15 protein-coding genes and 1 pseudogene are annotated in these 14,804 nt (G+C 67.8%); 11 read left to right on the top strand and 5 right to left on the bottom strand.

Features of this window, described 5'->3' with window-relative positions; all coding sequences use genetic code 11:
• Positions 1-1,923: an ABC transporter ATP-binding protein gene (locus ADBZ6K_RS15440; protein ID WP_526348140.1), complete on the top strand. Its 1,923-nt coding sequence runs from the start codon at positions 1-3 to the stop codon at positions 1,921-1,923.
• Here ADBZ6K_RS15440 and abmR read toward each other — a convergent pair whose 3' ends face one another.
• Positions 1,924-2,481, bottom strand: a complete 558-nt coding sequence (abmR, locus tag ADBZ6K_RS15445; protein ID WP_526348142.1) for an ATP-binding transcription factor AbmR — start codon at positions 2,479-2,481, stop codon at positions 1,924-1,926.
• Between the two features lie 133 nt (positions 2,482-2,614).
• On the opposite strand from abmR, the gene ADBZ6K_RS15450 reads away from it, so the two are divergent.
• Positions 2,615-2,821 carry a hypothetical protein gene (locus ADBZ6K_RS15450; RefSeq protein WP_526348144.1) on the top strand — a complete coding sequence of 69 codons (207 nt, stop codon included), beginning with the start codon at positions 2,615-2,617 and terminating at the stop codon, positions 2,819-2,821.
• An 8-nt stretch (positions 2,822-2,829) separates the two neighbouring features.
• Here the strand turns inward: ADBZ6K_RS15450 and ADBZ6K_RS15455 are convergent, their stop codons facing one another.
• On the bottom strand, positions 2,830-3,030 hold the full coding sequence (locus ADBZ6K_RS15455) for a hypothetical protein (protein ID WP_526348146.1): 201 nt from the start codon (positions 3,028-3,030) through the stop codon (positions 2,830-2,832).
• A gap of 50 nt (positions 3,031-3,080) precedes the next feature.
• Here ADBZ6K_RS15455 and ADBZ6K_RS15460 point away from each other — a divergent pair, with 50 nt between their 5' ends.
• Both ADBZ6K_RS15460 and ADBZ6K_RS15465 read left to right on the top strand, forming a co-directional pair.
• The gene (locus ADBZ6K_RS15460) at positions 3,081-3,818 is read left to right on the top strand and encodes a response regulator (RefSeq protein WP_526348148.1); all 738 of its coding nucleotides are present in this window, start codon (positions 3,081-3,083) and stop codon (positions 3,816-3,818) included.
• Positions 3,815-4,936 (top strand): sensor histidine kinase, encoded by a 1,122-nt coding sequence (locus ADBZ6K_RS15465; RefSeq protein WP_526348150.1) that lies wholly within the window; start codon positions 3,815-3,817, stop codon positions 4,934-4,936. Before ADBZ6K_RS15460 ends, ADBZ6K_RS15465 begins: the two co-directional genes overlap by 4 nt.
• On the opposite strand, the gene ADBZ6K_RS15470 is transcribed toward ADBZ6K_RS15465, so the two are convergent.
• Positions 4,937-5,593, bottom strand: a complete 657-nt coding sequence (locus tag ADBZ6K_RS15470) for a DUF305 domain-containing protein (protein ID WP_526348152.1) — start codon at positions 5,591-5,593, stop codon at positions 4,937-4,939.
• A gap of 124 nt (positions 5,594-5,717) precedes the next feature.
• On the opposite strand from ADBZ6K_RS15470, the gene ADBZ6K_RS15475 reads away from it, so the two are divergent.
• A complete protein-coding gene (locus ADBZ6K_RS15475; RefSeq protein WP_526348154.1) occupies positions 5,718-5,921 on the top strand; it encodes a cation transporter in 204 nt (67 codons plus the stop codon).
• Positions 5,922-5,996: 75 nt separating this feature from the next.
• Complete coding sequence (locus tag ADBZ6K_RS15480; RefSeq protein ID WP_526348158.1) at positions 5,997-8,231, top strand: heavy metal translocating P-type ATPase; 2,235 nt, start codon at positions 5,997-5,999, stop codon at positions 8,229-8,231.
• Positions 8,232-8,355: 124 nt separating this feature from the next.
• Here ADBZ6K_RS15480 and ADBZ6K_RS15485 read toward each other — a convergent pair whose 3' ends face one another.
• Entirely contained in the window at positions 8,356-9,231 is an 876-nt protein-coding gene (locus ADBZ6K_RS15485; protein ID WP_526348161.1) for an extracellular catalytic domain type 1 short-chain-length polyhydroxyalkanoate depolymerase, read from the bottom strand.
• Between the two features lie 180 nt (positions 9,232-9,411).
• Here ADBZ6K_RS15485 and ADBZ6K_RS15490 point away from each other — a divergent pair, with 180 nt between their 5' ends.
• From ADBZ6K_RS15490 to ADBZ6K_RS15500, 3 genes and pseudogenes are all read left to right on the top strand, one after another.
• On the top strand, positions 9,412-9,993 hold the full coding sequence (locus ADBZ6K_RS15490; RefSeq protein WP_526348163.1) for an HdeD family acid-resistance protein: 582 nt from the start codon (positions 9,412-9,414) through the stop codon (positions 9,991-9,993).
• Entirely contained in the window at positions 9,990-10,991 is a 1,002-nt protein-coding gene (locus ADBZ6K_RS15495) for an alpha/beta hydrolase (RefSeq protein ID WP_526348165.1), read from the top strand. The genes ADBZ6K_RS15490 and ADBZ6K_RS15495 overlap by 4 nt, the downstream gene beginning before the upstream one ends.
• Positions 10,992-11,027: 36 nt before the next feature.
• Positions 11,028-11,231, top strand: a pseudogene (locus ADBZ6K_RS15500) (hypothetical protein); the annotation flags it as partial.
• A gap of 106 nt (positions 11,232-11,337) precedes the next feature.
• On the opposite strand, the gene ADBZ6K_RS15505 reads toward ADBZ6K_RS15500, so the two are convergent.
• Entirely contained in the window at positions 11,338-12,522 is a 1,185-nt protein-coding gene (locus ADBZ6K_RS15505) for a PucR family transcriptional regulator (protein WP_526348167.1), read from the bottom strand.
• Between the two features lie 187 nt (positions 12,523-12,709).
• Between ADBZ6K_RS15505 and ADBZ6K_RS15510 the strand changes: the two genes are divergently transcribed.
• Together ADBZ6K_RS15510 and ADBZ6K_RS15515 are read left to right on the top strand one after the other, a co-directional pair.
• Positions 12,710-14,290: a CoA transferase gene (locus ADBZ6K_RS15510; RefSeq protein ID WP_526348169.1), complete on the top strand. Its 1,581-nt coding sequence runs from the start codon at positions 12,710-12,712 to the stop codon at positions 14,288-14,290.
• A 35-nt stretch (positions 14,291-14,325) separates the two neighbouring features.
• Positions 14,326-14,778, top strand: a complete 453-nt coding sequence (locus ADBZ6K_RS15515; RefSeq protein ID WP_526348171.1) for a MaoC family dehydratase — start codon at positions 14,326-14,328, stop codon at positions 14,776-14,778.
• Positions 14,779-14,804 lie beyond the last annotated feature (26 nt).

Genomic DNA, 14,804 nt, shown 5'->3' on the forward strand with positions numbered 1-14,804 from the left:
ATGACCACACCCATCGGCCGGCCGATTCACAACATGCTGCAGGCGCCCCCCGAACAGACCCGCGATTTCACGAGGACGGCGCTGCGGCTGCTCAAGCAGCTCACCCCCCAGCGCGGACTGACAGTGCTGGTGATCCTGCTCGGCGTCGGCGGCATCGCGATCGGCGTCATCGGCCCGAGGATCCTCGGCCATGCGACGGATCTGCTGTTCAACGGGGTCATCGGCAGGCAGCTGCCCGTGGGCCAGACCAAGGAACAGGCGATCGACGCGGCGCGGGCGCGCGGCGACACCACCTTCGCCGATCTGCTCTCCGGTATGAACGTGGTACCGGGGCGCGGTGTGGACTTCGGCGCCGTCGGACGCACCCTGCTGCTGGCGCTCGTGTTGTATCTGATTGCCGCCCTGCTGGTTTGGCTGCAGGCCCGGATACTCAACGTCACGGTGCAGCGCACCCTGGTCACCCTGCGTTCCAACGTCGAGGCCAAGGTGCACCGGCTGCCGCTGTCGTACTTCGACGCGCGCCAGCGCGGGGAGGTGCTGTCGCGGGTCACCAACGACATCGACAACGTCGCCACGTCGCTGGCGATGACGATCGGCCAGCTGCTCGGCTCGGTGCTCACCGTGGTCGCAGTGCTGGTGATGATGTTGACCATCTCGCCGCTGCTCACCCTGATCACGGTGGCCACGGTGCCGGTGTCACTTCTGGTCACGCGCTGGATCGCCCGCCGTTCGCAGCGGTTGTTCGTCGCGCAGTGGCGCAACACCGGCAGGCTCAACGCCCACATCGAGGAAACCTACAGCGGCTTCACGGTCGTCAAGACGTTCGGCCATCGAGCCCGCGCCGAGGAGACGTTCCGCGACCTCAACGCCGAGGTGTACCAGACCAGCTTTGGCGCGCAGTTCTTTTCGGGGCTGGTGGCACCGGCAACGGCGTTCGTCGGCAATCTCAGCTACGTCGCGGTGGCGGTGGTGGGCGGACTGAAGGTTGCCACCGGCCAGATCACCCTCGGCAGCATCCAGGCGTTCATCCAATACGTCCGCCAGTTCAACCAGCCCCTAACCCAGGTGGCATCGATGTACAACACGCTGCAGTCCGGGATCGCCAGCGCGGAGCGCGTTTTCGAGCTGCTCGACGCGCGGGAGATGACACCGGACGCCCCGGCGGCGCTCCCGCCCCCCAGCCCGTCCTCCAGCCCGTCCAACCCGGGCGGGATGGTGGAGTTCGACCGGGTGTGGTTCGGCTACCGGCCGGGATCACCGGTCATCGAGGATCTGTCGTTCGTCGCCGAACCGGGCAGCACGGTGGCGATCGTCGGACCCACCGGCGCGGGCAAGACCACGCTGGTGAATCTGCTGATGCGGTTCTACGACACCGATGCGGGCCGCATTCTCGTCGACGGCGTGGACATCACGACGGTGAGCCGCCAGTCGTTGCGATCGCGAATCGGCATGGTGCTGCAGGACACCTGGCTGTTCGGCGGGACGATCTACGAGAACATCGCCTACGGGCGTCCGGATGCCGGTAGGGATGAGGTGATCGCGGCGGCACGGGCGGCATACGTGGACCGCTTCGTGCACAGCCTTCCCGACGGGTACGAGACCCAGGTGCACGACGACGGCGGGGCCATCAGCGCCGGCGAGAAGCAGCTCATCACGATCGCCCGCGCCTTCCTCGCCCGCCCGCAGCTGCTCGTCCTCGACGAGGCCACCAGCTCGGTGGACACCCGCACCGAGCTGCTGATCCAGCAAGCCACCAGCGAATTACGGCGTGACCGAACGAGTTTCATCATCGCCCACCGGTTGTCGACGATCCGCGACGCCGACGTGATCCTGGTGATGGAAGCGGGGCGGATCGTCGAACGCGGCAGCCACGCCGAGTTGATGGCACAGCGTGGCAAATATTGGGCGATGACGCGGGTGTGACTACAGGTCGGGACCCTCGGCGCGCAGATCGTCGACCGTGGCCATCGCCTCGCGCAGCTTGGCCAGCCACTCCTCGGTGTGTTCACCGACCAGTCGCACCGACCAAGCCAGCGCGTCGGAACGCGAGCGGGCCACCCCCGCGTCGACGAGCGTGTCGAGCACCTGCCGTTCGGGCTGGCGCAGCCGGGTCATCACCGGAACCGCGATGTGGGTGAACAGGATCCGCTCATGCGCGTCGCCCGCGCCCACATCGACGCCCCAGGACACCTTGCGCCCGTACCGGCTTTCAGCCTCGTCGGCGATGCGCATGCGCTCGGGCCTGGTCTCCTCACGGAAGCGTGCGGCCCGGCCTGACGTGCGCGCCTCGCTTTCGCCGCCCTCGGGCTCGGGCAACCGGCCGATGACGGTGATCTCCTCACGATCGACGACGACCTCGGGGTCGCCGGCGAACCAGTTGTCGGGCAGTCGTCCGGCGAACCAGTCGGGGGCGTCGCCCGCCTCGGGTTGATTGGCCTGTTGCCAGCCGCCGGAGCGCCTGTGCATGTGATGATGTCGCATGATTACATGCTTACACTGTTACAGCGTTGGTGGGTATGCGTTCACCCAGGGCGAACGAGCTCCTTATCATCGATCCGCGGGTGCGCCGGACCCGCTTCGGAATTCCGCGGCAATCCGTGGCAATGTGGTGGCCGTGCGCAGTGCGATCGTCATCGTCATCGGCGTCTTTGGCGTCTTACTCGCGGCATCGGGGCTGGTGTGGACACTTCAGGGCGTCGGCGTGCTGGGCGGCAGCCCGATGAGCAACACCACCACCTGGTCGATCATCGGCCCGATCACCGTGGTGGTCGGGCTGGCGATCGCCTATCGCGCCTGGCGTGCGCGCAGGCGCCGGGGTTAGGCGCGTCGTCAGCGCTTGAGCAGCAGGGCCGCGCCGCCCCCGAGCACCAGCGCCACCAGGATCAGCGCGGCCCAGCCGGTGCCGAACAACCACCAGACGGCGCCGAGTGCCACCAGGGCAGGCGACGCGACGAAGAGCACCATGCCGGGGTGCTGCTTGATGACGTCGGAGGCGCTCCGCGCCCTGACCCGGTCGATTTCCTTTGCCATGAACCCAGGATGCCAGGCCAGCGGACCGTCGCGCGCCGGCCTGCGGCACGATGATCGATATGCAACCTGCCACTGACGCCCCGGGATACCGGGCGTTGGTGGTCGACGACGAGGTTCCGCTGGCCGGCATCGTCGCCAGCTACCTGGAGCGGGAGCGCTTCGAGGTCTGTATCGCCCACAACGGCGACGATGCGCTGGCCAGGGCGCGCGAGATCGATCCCGACGTTGTCGTTCTCGACCTGGCGTTGCCCGGCATCGACGGTCTGGAGGTGTGCCGGCGGCTGCGTACGTTCTCCGACGCCTACGTCGTGATGCTCACCGCGCGGGACACCGAACTCGACACCGTCGTCGGGCTGTCGGTGGGCGCCGACGACTACATGACGAAACCCTTCAGCCCACGCGAGCTGGTGGCGCGGATCCGGGCCATGCTGCGGCGGCCGCGATCGATCCCGGCGTCCAGCGGTGCCGTGCCGGCAGAGGCGCCACCCGCTCGGGTATTCGGTGCGCTGCGCATCGACGTGGCGGGCCGTCAGGTGTCGATCGGCCCCGAGCCGATTCTGTTGACGCGCACCGAGTTCGACCTGCTGGTGGCGTTGTCCTCGCGCCCGCGCGTGGTGCTGAGCCGGCGACAACTGGTCGCGGCGGTGTGGGCGGACTGGGTCGGTAACGAGCAGGTCGTCGACGTGCACATCGGTCACCTGCGCCGCAAGCTCGGCGACGACGCCGCCAACCCGCGCTACGTGGTGACGGTGCGCGGCGTCGGCTATCGGATGGGCACCGGGCAGTGAACGCGCCAGGAGGTCGATTCGGGACCGGGATCGCGACCCGGCTGTTGCTGGCTCAGATCGTGGTGCTGGTGGCCGGGGCGAGCGCGCTCTGGATCGTCGCCGCCGTCGTCGGCCCGCCGCTGTTTCGCGAGCACCTGCAGCGCGCGGGGGTGGCCGAGCGGTCGGGTGAGCAGGTCCACGCGGAAGAGGCCTACCGGTACGCGACGGCGATCTCGATCGGCGTCGCGCTGGCCATCTCCGCCGCCGCGGCGCTGGTCGTGACCTGGTACTTCAGCCGGCGGGTGGCTCGATCGGTGCGCGAGGCGGCGTCCGCAGCGGAGTCGGTGGCCGAAGGCCGATACGACTCGCGGGTGTCGCCTCCCGGCCTCGGCGATGACTTCGATTCGCTGGCAAGGGCTTTCAACCAGATGGCCGACCGTCTCGAATCGGTGGAGTCATCTCGGCGCAGGCTCTTCGGCGATCTGGCGCATGAGATCCGGACGCCGGTGTCCGTCCTCACCGCCTACATCGAGGCCGTCGAGGATGGGGTGAAAACGCTCGACCCCGAGACGGCGGCGATGCTGCGCGACCAGATGCGAAGGCTCGTGCGCTTTTCCGGCGACCTGTCGGCGCTGGCGCAGGCAGAGGAGGCGCACGTGTCGATCGCCGCGTTGCCGGTCGACGCGGACATGGTGATCGCGGCCGCGGTCGCCGCTGCGGCGGACCGCTTCGCGGCCAAGGGTGTGACGCTGGCCGCACATCCCGGCACCGCGCTCCCCCGACTCTGGGCGGATCCGCTGCGCCTGGGACAGGTGCTGGCCAATCTGCTCGATAATGCGTTGCGCCACACCAACGGCGGAGGCCGGGTCGACGTCGCGGCGCGCCGCGACCGCGACCACGTCACGATCACCGTGACCGACACGGGCGAGGGCATCCCCGCCGAGCACCTGCCGCATGTGTTCGAGCGCTTCTACCGTGCCGATGCCGCGCGGAACCGCGAACGCGGCGGGGCAGGCATCGGGCTGGCTATCGCCAAGGCACTGGTCGAGGCGCAGCGCGGCAGCATCACGGTCACCAGCGGCGGGCCGAGCGGGGCGACCTTCACCACTTTCACCATCACCCTGCCGATCGACCGGTGATCACAGCGTTTGCAGGATCTGCTTCATGGTGTCGATCTCGCGCTGCTGGGTCTCGATGATCGAATGCGCGAGTTCGATGGTCGCGGGGTACTGACCGTCGTCGATCTCGTTCTGCGCCATCGTGATCGCGCCCTCGTGGTGTTCGATCATCTGGTTCAGGAACAACTTCGTCGCATCGACGCCCTCCGCGTTCTGCAGCGCCGTCATATCCGCCTCGGACATCATTCCTGCCATGCCCGGCATGTCACCCATGTCACCCATGTCACCCATGCCACCGTGGCCGCCCATGTCGCCGCCCGGCATCGCGGGCATACCCCACTCCCGCAGCCAGCCCCGCATCTGCTCGATCTCGGGACCCTGCGCGGCCTTGATCTGGGTGGCCAGTTCGGTGACCCTCGGGTCGATCCCCTGCTTGGCCAGCAGCATGTCGCTCATCTCGATCGCCTGCTGGTGGTGGGGAATCATGTGCTGACTGAACATGGCATCGGCCATGTTGTGTGCATCGGCGGCCTGGGCTGTGGTCGCCGGCGCCGCCGTCGTCTGGGTTGTCTGACCCGATTGATCGGCGCTGGAATCACCGGCACCGCCACAGCCGACGAGCAAGGCCAGCGCCGCGAATGCGCCGACGCCTACCTGAACACTTCGCTTCGACCTCACAGTGGTATCTCCTCGTTTTGACATCCGATTCGAGCGTGCCGATCCGCGATATGCATCGGCTGGGCGTTTCATGAAGATCTGATGAACCTTTACCCATACCCCCTACGGGTATATAGTGGCGATCATGGCATTAGTTTTGCAGGTACAGGGAATGAGTTGTGGCCACTGCGTCGCCAGCATCACCTCCGCGGTGCGGCCTCTCCCCGGAGTCACCAGCGTTGAGGTCAACCTGGCCGGAGGTGTCGTCACGGTGGACGGCACCGCCGATGAGGCGGCCGTCGCCGCCGCGATCGAGGACTGCGGATACGACGTCGGCTGCGCGGCCTGAGGGGGCGACCAGCGAGAAGCGCAGCGGATCGCGCATCGACACCAGCGAGAAGCGCAGCACGAGAAGGAGGACCGTATGAGCACCCTCACGTTCTCAGTCGGCGGGATGACCTGTGCATCCTGCGCGGCGCGCATAGAGAAGAAGCTGAACCGGCTCGACGGAGTGACTGCGAGCGTCAACTTCGCGACCGAACAAGCCACGGTCGAGTTCCCCGAGACAGTCAGCCCTGAGGAGCTCGTCGCGACGGTGGAGTCGACGGGCTACACGGCGACACTGCCGACACCGCAGGCTGACCCCCATGACACCGATAACCCCGACAACCGGGGACCGGAGGAGGTCGCGTACTGGCGGCAGCGGCTGCTGATATCCGCGGCACTATCCGTGCCGGTGGTGGCGTTGTCGATGATCCCGGCGCTGCAGTTCACCAACTGGCAGTGGCTGATCCTGACCCTGGCCTCACCGGTGGTGGTGTGGGGCGCGTGGCCGTTCCACCGGGCCGCGTGGACGAATCTGCGGCACGGCGCGGCGACGATGGACACACTGATCTCGGTCGGTGTCACCGCCGCCTACCTGTGGTCGCTGTGGGCGTTGTTCTTCACCCACGCCGGCATGCCGGGCATGAAGATGACCTTCAGCCTGCTGCCGACCGGCGGCGCGGAGCCGCACATCTATCTGGAAGTCGCCGCGGCGGTCACGACGTTCATCATCGCGGGCCGCTACTTCGAGGCGCGTGCGAAGCGCCAATCGGGTGCGGCATTGCGGGCACTGCTCGACATGGGGGCCAAGGACGTCACGGTATTGCGTGGCGGCCTGGACGGCCCCGAAACCCGCATTCCGGTCGCACAATTGACGGTCGGCGACGTGTTCGTGGTGCGGCCCGGCGAGAAGATCGCCACCGACGGGGTGGTGGTCGACGGGGCATCGGCCATCGATGTCTCGATGCTCACCGGCGAGCCGGTACCCGCGGAGGTCGGGCCGGGCGACGAGGTGGTGGGTGCGACGGTCAACGTCGGCGGGCGGGTGCGGGTTCGGGCGACGCACGTCGGCGCCGATACCCAGCTGGCACAGATGGCGCGTCTGGTCGCCGAAGCCCAAAGCGGCAAGGCCGAGGTGCAGCGACTGGCCGACCGGGTGTCGGCGGTGTTCGTGCCGATCGTGATCGCCTTGTCCCTGGCGACCCTGGCAGGTTGGCTGCTGGCCGGCGCGGCGGTCAGCACCGCCTTCACGGCCGCCGTCGCCGTCTTGATCATCGCCTGCCCGTGCGCGCTCGGGCTGGCAACGCCGACGGCGTTGCTGGTCGGCACCGGGCGGGGCGCGCAACTCGGCATCCTCATCAAGGGTCCGCAGATCCTGGAATCCACCCAGCGCGTCGACACGATCGTGCTGGACAAGACCGGAACGGTGACCACCGGGCAGATGGCGGTGGCGGCGGTGCACACCGTCGAGGAGGCCGACAGCGACACGCTGCGGCTGGCCGGGGCGCTTGAGCACGCCTCCGAGCATCCGGTCGCCCGGGCGATCGCCCGCGAGGCTGCCGAGGCAGGCCCGCTGCCCGATGTGGCCGGCTTCCAGAACCACAGCGGCCATGGGGTTTCCGGCGTCGTCGAGGGCCACGCCGTGGTCGCCGGACGGCTCGCCTGGCTACGCGGCGAATGGTCCCTGACCGCGCCGGGGGCGCTGCTCCGCGCCGCCGATACCGCGCAGGCGCGTGGCCAGACACCCGTGTGGGTTGCCGTCGACGGCGCTGTTCGTGGCGTCATCGTGGTTGCCGACACCATCAAGGAATCGGCACGCGGCGCTGTGGTGGGACTTCGGGATCTGGGTCTGACGCCGGTGCTGTTGACCGGCGACAACGCGAGAGCCGCTAACGCGGTCGCAGGCCAGATCGGAATCGACGAGGTCATCGCCGAGGTGCTGCCCTCGGACAAGCTGGACGTCATCAAGCGGTTGCAGGACGAAGGGAAAGTGGTCGCGATGGTGGGCGACGGCGTCAACGACGCCGCCGCGCTGGCACAGGCCGATCTCGGACTGGCCATGGGTACCGGTACCGACGTGGCGATCGAGGCCTCCGATCTGACGCTGGTGACCGGCGACCTGCGTGCCGTACCCGATGCCATCCGGCTGTCCCGGGCCACGTTGCGCACCATCAAGGGAAACCTGTTCTGGGCCTTCGCCTATAACGTCGCGGCGCTGCCGTTGGCCGCCGCCGGACTGCTCAACCCGCTGATCGCCGGGGCCGCAATGGCTTTCAGCTCGGTGTTCGTCGTCAGCAACAGCCTTCGGCTGCGCGGGTTCACTCCGTCGCGCTAACCTCCGCCTCCCCGCGGGTTCGTCGCCACCTTCGGCCGAGCGTGCGCATTTGCACGGCCCGAGCGGCGTGTCGGCGTACAGACTCGCACGCTTGCGGGCAAGGGGTGAGGTTTGGGGGTGGGCGTCAGCGGCCGTGCGTGGCGAAGAACTGCCCGCCCGCCAGCGACGCGTCGAATGGGGAACCCCACCCCGGCCAGGTGTGCGCGCCACCGTCGATCTGCACAAAGACAACCTCGGTTCCGCCGCCGCAGCCGGCGGCGGCGAACTGGTGCACACCCATGGCCGGGGAACTCTCGCTGGGTGCCGGGCATCCGTCGACGTCGCGCCAGCGCTGCGCCAACGCGGGTGCGCTGACGATGTCGCTGAGCCCGCCGCGGCCGACCATCAGCCCGCCCCCGAATGGCACGACCGGATCGGTGGTGCCGTGCATCTGCAGCACCGAGACCGGCTGCGCCGGGTTGCAGGCGAATGCGCTACCCAGGGTTCCCGCGACCGGCACGATGGCTGCCACCAGGTCGGCCCGCTCGCAGGCCAGCCGGTTGACCATGAATGCACCGGCCGACATCCCGGTGGCGAACACCCGGCCCGGTTGGATGGCGTACTCCTCCATGAGCCGTCCGGCCAGCGCGCTCAGGAATCCGACGTCGTCGACGCCCTGTCGGTCCGGCACCGAGGCACCGCGGCCGTCGGCCCAGCTCAGGTCGATCCCGTCGGGATAGGCGACGACGAAGCCGTGCGCGTCGGCGACCCCGTTGTACCCCGTGGCCGCCGCCTGTGCGCCTCCGTTGCCGCCTGCGCCGTGCAGGTTGAGTACCAGACCCGACGGACGATCGAGCCCGGCGGGAACGTGCAGGTAGTAGGTCCGCTGCAGTCCCCCAACGCTGATCGCGCCCGGACCGTCCACTCCGGCGAAGGCATTGGCGCGGAACCCGGCAAACGGGCTGAGGCACATCAACGCGGTCATGATGGTGGCAAGCCGGGCGATGCGCGCAGCGGGCATCAGGCAAGTATCCACACGCTGCGGCGGTACACGGGTTGTTTCATCACACACGATTTCCGGCATGGCGTTGTCGTGGGTTCCATCGACACCGGGCCACGCATCGCTGACGATCGCTGAGACAGCTCAACAATCCGCGACGGCGGCGACAGGCCGGGCCGTTGCGACGGAAGAAGGTCGGCGATGCAGACACTCATTGATTCCAGTCCACTACCCCACCTGTGGAAATCGGCACTGGCCGCGGGCATTTTGACCGCGATCCTCGGCATCCTCATCCTGGTGTGGCCGACTGTGAGCCTCGTCGTCGCGGCGGCCGTCTTCGGCGCCTACCTGCTCGTGACGGGCATCGCGCAGGTGGTATCCGCGTTCGCTCTTCCGGTGTCGTCCGCCGGCGGGCGGATACTGCTGTTCCTCAGCGGGGCGGCATCGGTGGTCCTCGCCGTACTGTGCTTTCGCAGCCTTGCCGATTCGATTCTGCTGCTGGCGATTTGGGTCGGAATCGGGTTCATCTTTCGCGGAGTAGCCGAGGCCGTGGCCGCGATCAGTGACCCGTCGCTGCCCTCGCGCGGGTGGGTGGGGTTCTCCGGCGTCATCGCTGTGCTGGCCGGGTTGGTGATGCTGGCCTACCCGTTCCCGTCGTTACAGGTTCTCGTGCTGGTCGCCGGCGTGTGGTTCATCGTCCTGGGTGTCGTCGAGGTGGTCGCCGCTCTTCGGATCCGTTCGGCCGCGACGGCCGTTGAACGCGCCGGCGCACCCCGAACATGACCTCGGCGGAAGCCCGCTCGGACGACACCGCGGCGGAGCTCCACGACGATGCGCTCAGCACGTTCACCATGGAATCGAGGGTCGACAAGACGCCTGTATTCGTCCGCCGGTGGAATCCGCCGTGCGGCATCGATACCCGGGCGGTCGTGCAGATCACCCACGGCATGGCCGAACACAGCGGCCGCTATAACCGCTTGGCCCGGTTTCTGGCGGCCCAGGGTTATGTGGTGTACGGCCCCGACCTGCGCGGGCACGGACAAACCGCCGGTGCGGCCGGGCTCGGGCGGGCGGGCGTGACGGCATGGCAGGACATGTGCGACGACATCGCACACCTCTGCGAGGTCGTCCGCGCCGCCCACCCCGGCCTGCCGCTGGTCGCGTTCGGTCACAGCATGGGCTCAGCGCTGACCCAATGGCTCATCCAGCACCATGGTGACGCGCTGGCCGGCGCCATCCTGTGCGGGACGATGGGATCGGTTCCCGGCCTGACCGACGACGCATACCGAGCCGCGGTAAACAAGTTGAGCGCCGCCGCCACCGGGCCGGAAGCCGACACACCGAGCGGCTATTTCGGCGCGATCGTAACGGCGTTCAACGCCCCGTTCATCGGGGGCATCGCACATCCCACGGGTTCGGAATGGCAAACCTCGGACCCCGAGGAGCTGCGCCGCTTCACCGCGGACCCGTTGTGCGGACACCCGTTCTCCAACGCCATGGCGTACTCGGTAATCACCGGTATGCACGGTCTGTGGCTCCCGCAGAACGAAGCGCTCGTCCCAGCCGACTTGCCGATCCTGGTCATCGCGGGAACCGAGGATCCGGTGGGTGCCAACACCGTCGCCGTCCGTGAACTCATCACCCGCTACCTCCACCGAGGTCACCGCGCGCTGGCGTACCGGTTCTATGCCGGTGCGCGTCACGAGATCCTCAACGAGCCGGTCAAAGCCGTCGTTCACCGCGACATCGGTCTTTTCATCGCGCGGACGATCGGCTCCTGAACTTCACTGCCCGAACTGCCCGGTAAGACCATCATCATGTGGGGCTGCAGCCGCGGCATCGGCTTGGCGATCGCCCTGCGCTCCGCTGCCGACGGCGCCGACGTGGCCATGATCGCCAAGACCGATCGCCCCCACCCCGAACTGGACGGGACGATTCACGCCGCGGCACAACAGATCAACGAGGCGGGCGGACGGGTGCTGCCCATCATCGGCGACGTCCTGGCACGTATCGGCGTCGACGACCTGTCGCGGTATCGGCACGCGGACAACGCCCACGATCTACAGCCCGACCTGTTCCTGTGAGTGAGGGAGACCCTTGTCGAAACCGCGCGCGGGCCGGTCGCGGTCAAAAGTGGTGGTCCACCTCGAATGCCAGACACAGCTCGGCGAGTTGGCGCGGGACGCTGAGGGATCGGCCCGTCCGCTCCTCGATGCGCCGCAATCGATAGCGCACGGTGTTGGGATGGCAGAACAGCGCCGAAGCCGTCCGCTGGATCGAGCCGTCGTTGCCGACCCAGGCGCGGAAGGTGCCGACCAGCGTGTCACGTTCCTCGGCGGGCAAGTCGTTGAACGAACCGAAGGTGATCTCCGCGAGTTTGCGCGTCACCTCCGGTGCGCTGACCGCGGCCACCGTCAGCACCGAATCCTCGAATACGGTGACGTTGTCGTCGTCACGACGAGTGGCGCCCATGGCGACTCGCGCGTAACGCAACGCCCTTGCGGCATCGGCGAGATCGTCGAACGGGGGGCTGATGCCGACGGCGGTATCGGTCAATCGCCGGAACAGTTCCAGCATCCTGGTCATGGCCGTCTGCGAGGCGACGTGCACGATCCCCATCTGTAGGTCCGGTAGCAGTCGCCACGCCGAGAACACGTCAAGGCTGCGCAACAGCGGCTCGACGCCCGGAAGGGCCTGTCGGCCCAGCGCGGGAAGCGCCGCCGCGACGATCGCGTACGGGCCGTGCCCGGGCAGACGCAGCATCTGGGCGACGTCCCACAGGCTGTAGTCGGCCGACAGCCGGCCCTCGAACAGCGCCTCGGCCAACGCGGATCGCTCGGCTTCGTCCTCGATCGCCTGATGCATCGCCTGCTGCCGGAAGGCACCGGTCATCGCCTCGGTATAGCGGTCCTGGGCATTCCAGAACCGGGAGGTTGCCACGATGAGCGCGGCGCCACTGACGCGGGGATGTTCGCCGGCGAATTCGATCATGGTGTCCCACACGACATGAGAGGCGACGCGGAACGCATCCATCACCGCCGGCAATGGCGCACCCGCCGCCGCACGCTTGTGGCCCGTGGCGACCGCGGGGGACGTGTCGAACCCCGCGCCGACCTCCAGGCCCTGGAAGACGAACTTGAGATTCTCCGCCGTGGCTGACACCAGCTCGTCGTCGCTGACCACATCGGTCTTCTTGTAGAAGTCCACTTCGGCGCGAATGGCCGCGGCGACCCGTCGCGCGAGTTCGTCCACCCGCGCACTCAGCAGAGCGCCGATTTCGAGGACCTGAGCGTCCACGTCTGCGCGTGCCATAACCATCAGCCTAAGCGCGGTACGCCCGTTGAACGGTTCCGATTGTTTCCCCTGACAACGCCACCGCGGACGTGTTGTCAGCCACACCATCGACCCCGGCCCCGCAGCCGGCGCAGTATCGACACGTACCGCGGCGCCATCGACGCGAGCCGAAAGTGCACTCCTTCAAGGGAAATCGGAGATCGACATGATCACGGACCCACTACAGCGATCGGTCTACGATGCGATCGCCGACGCGCTACCGTTCCCGATCGATCCCGGCAAGGCCACCGTCGAACCCGGTATCGCCTATTCGCCGAGCCCGATCAAGATCCACGATTACGCGGCGGGCGCCATGGCCGCGTTCGGCTCTGTCGTGGAACACATCGGCACGATGCGCGGGCTGCCCGAACAAACTATGACGCTCAACCGCCGCCATTGTGGACTGGCGCTCAATTCCGGCCAGATGCATTTTCTCAATGGCTACGGAACTCTGATGGACACCTGGCCGATCGGTCCGGACAACGGAACCTACCGCACCGCGGACGATCGCTACGTCACGATGATCGGTTTGCATCCGCATCTTCGCGACGCGCTGCTGGACTTCCTGGGTTGCGCGAACACCGCCGAGGCGATCGCCGCAGTCGTCGCGACCAGGACCGCTCAACGACTCGAAGACGACGCGGCCGCCGCGGGCCTGCCGCTGGTGATCGTGCGCAGCCCCGATGAGTGGCTGGCGCTCCCGCAAGGGGAGCAGACCGCCCGGCGTGCTGCGGTGGAGATCGACGCGCACGGGGGTGGGGGCAACCGCCGGTTGGGACCCGCTGCCCACCGGCCGCTGGAGGGCTTGCGGGTGCTGGAATTGACCCACCTCGTGGCCGGCCCCACCGTCGGTCGCCTGCTGGCGGAACAGGGTGCCGAGGTGGTCAAAGTCCAACCCCCGGTGGGTGATTGGGTGCTGCCCTTGTGGCTGGACGTCAGCTGGGGCAAGCACAACATCGCCCTGGACATCAAGAGTCGCGTCGGACGGGCCCGGTTCGCCGAACTGCTCGCCGACGCCGACGTGCTGGTGTCCAGTCAGCGTCCCGGCAGCCTGGCCAGGCTCGGCTTCGACGACAGCGGCCTCAAGACGATCAACCCGGATCTCGTGGTCACCCAGGTGTCCTGCTACTCGCAGGCCACCCCGTGGCATCTGCGCCCGGGATTCGAGCAGATCGCCCAGGCGGTCACCGGGGTGATGCACGTCCACTCCGAACGGCTTGGCGCCCCGACGGTGGTGACCGTCCTCATGAACGACTATCTCACCGGATATCTCGGCGCGATCGGCACGGTAGCGGCGCTCGCCGAACGCGAACGCAGCGGCGGGTACTGGAAGGTGGCCGCGTCGTTGACGCGCTGTGCGACGCTGGCGCTTTCGGTGGTCGAGCCACAGGACGGCGAAGAATACGCCCCGGTGAGCATGGCGGATCTCGTCCAGTTCGCGGTCGATCAGGACAGCCCGTCCGGGGTGTTCACCAGGCTGGCTCCGCCGGTGGCGTTCAGCCACACCCCCTCATTCGCATACCATCCCACCAACTGGCCAGGCACGTCACCGGACACCATCGGATGGTCCGACGACCTGCCCGCCGACATCGGGGAAGTGCGGCACTACCCATCGAAGATGGCGCGCAGCAACGCCATCCGCAATTTGGTGCCATGCTTCGGAATCGAGGACCGTGGGGACGGCGGCGGTGGACTCAGCCTGGCCTCACCGCTGCTGGCGAAAATGGTTGAAGAATCCCGCAAGTGAGTGGTACGTCGGCCGGATAGCGCGAAAGACTCGTCGTGACAATCCATCTCGATACACCCACCGACCTGTTGGGCAGGGCGGGCGAGCGGCTGGGCACGACCGAGTGGAAGCAGATCACCCAGCCGCAGGTGGACGTCTTCGCCGAGCTGACCGGGGACCGCCAATGGATTCACATCGACCGGCAACGCGCCGCGCAAGGCCCGTTTCGCGGAACCATCGCCCACGATTTCCTGACCCTGGCGATGGCGCCGGCCGTGATCGCGGAGGTCCTGCAGATCCGCGAGATGACCGCGGCCCTCAACTACGGGCTGAACACGGTGCGGTTCCCGGTTCCGCTGCGGGTGGGAATGCGGATCCGGGCCGAAGTCGTCGTCATGCGCGCCCAGCAGAAGGTTGCCGGAGTCGAGGTGGTATTCGCCCTCACCTACCAGATCGAGGGCGGCGATCGACCGGCGTGTGTCGCCGACGTCATCGTGCTCTACCCGTGAACGTGCGCACGGGCGGCGAGTGATCG

Source organism: Mycobacterium sp. (assembly GCF_044223235.1).
Lineage (GTDB): Bacteria > Actinomycetota > Actinomycetes > Mycobacteriales > Mycobacteriaceae > Mycobacterium.

What these genes read in the sequence shown, in the direction of transcription:
- ADBZ6K_RS15485 (WP_526348161.1), bottom strand. Translation starts at nt 9,231, where the DNA reads ATGCCCGCTGCGCGCATCGCCCGGCTTGCCACCATCATGACCGCGTTG.
- abmR (WP_526348142.1), bottom strand. Translation starts at nt 2,481, where the DNA reads ATGCGACATCATCACATGCACAGGCGCTCCGGCGGCTGGCAACAGGCC.
- ADBZ6K_RS15510 (WP_526348169.1), top strand. Translation starts at nt 12,710, where the DNA reads ATGATCACGGACCCACTACAGCGATCGGTCTACGATGCGATCGCCGAC.
- ADBZ6K_RS15440 (WP_526348140.1), top strand. Translation starts at nt 1, where the DNA reads ATGACCACACCCATCGGCCGGCCGATTCACAACATGCTGCAGGCGCCC.
- ADBZ6K_RS15460 (WP_526348148.1), top strand. Translation starts at nt 3,081, where the DNA reads ATGATCGATATGCAACCTGCCACTGACGCCCCGGGATACCGGGCGTTG.
- ADBZ6K_RS15475 (WP_526348154.1), top strand. Translation starts at nt 5,718, where the DNA reads ATGGCATTAGTTTTGCAGGTACAGGGAATGAGTTGTGGCCACTGCGTC.
- ADBZ6K_RS15455 (WP_526348146.1), bottom strand. Translation starts at nt 3,030, where the DNA reads ATGGCAAAGGAAATCGACCGGGTCAGGGCGCGGAGCGCCTCCGACGTC.
- ADBZ6K_RS15495 (WP_526348165.1), top strand. Translation starts at nt 9,990, where the DNA reads ATGACCTCGGCGGAAGCCCGCTCGGACGACACCGCGGCGGAGCTCCAC.
- ADBZ6K_RS15505 (WP_526348167.1), bottom strand. Translation starts at nt 12,522, where the DNA reads ATGGCACGCGCAGACGTGGACGCTCAGGTCCTCGAAATCGGCGCTCTG.
- ADBZ6K_RS15480 (WP_526348158.1), top strand. Translation starts at nt 5,997, where the DNA reads ATGAGCACCCTCACGTTCTCAGTCGGCGGGATGACCTGTGCATCCTGC.
- ADBZ6K_RS15490 (WP_526348163.1), top strand. Translation starts at nt 9,412, where the DNA reads ATGCAGACACTCATTGATTCCAGTCCACTACCCCACCTGTGGAAATCG.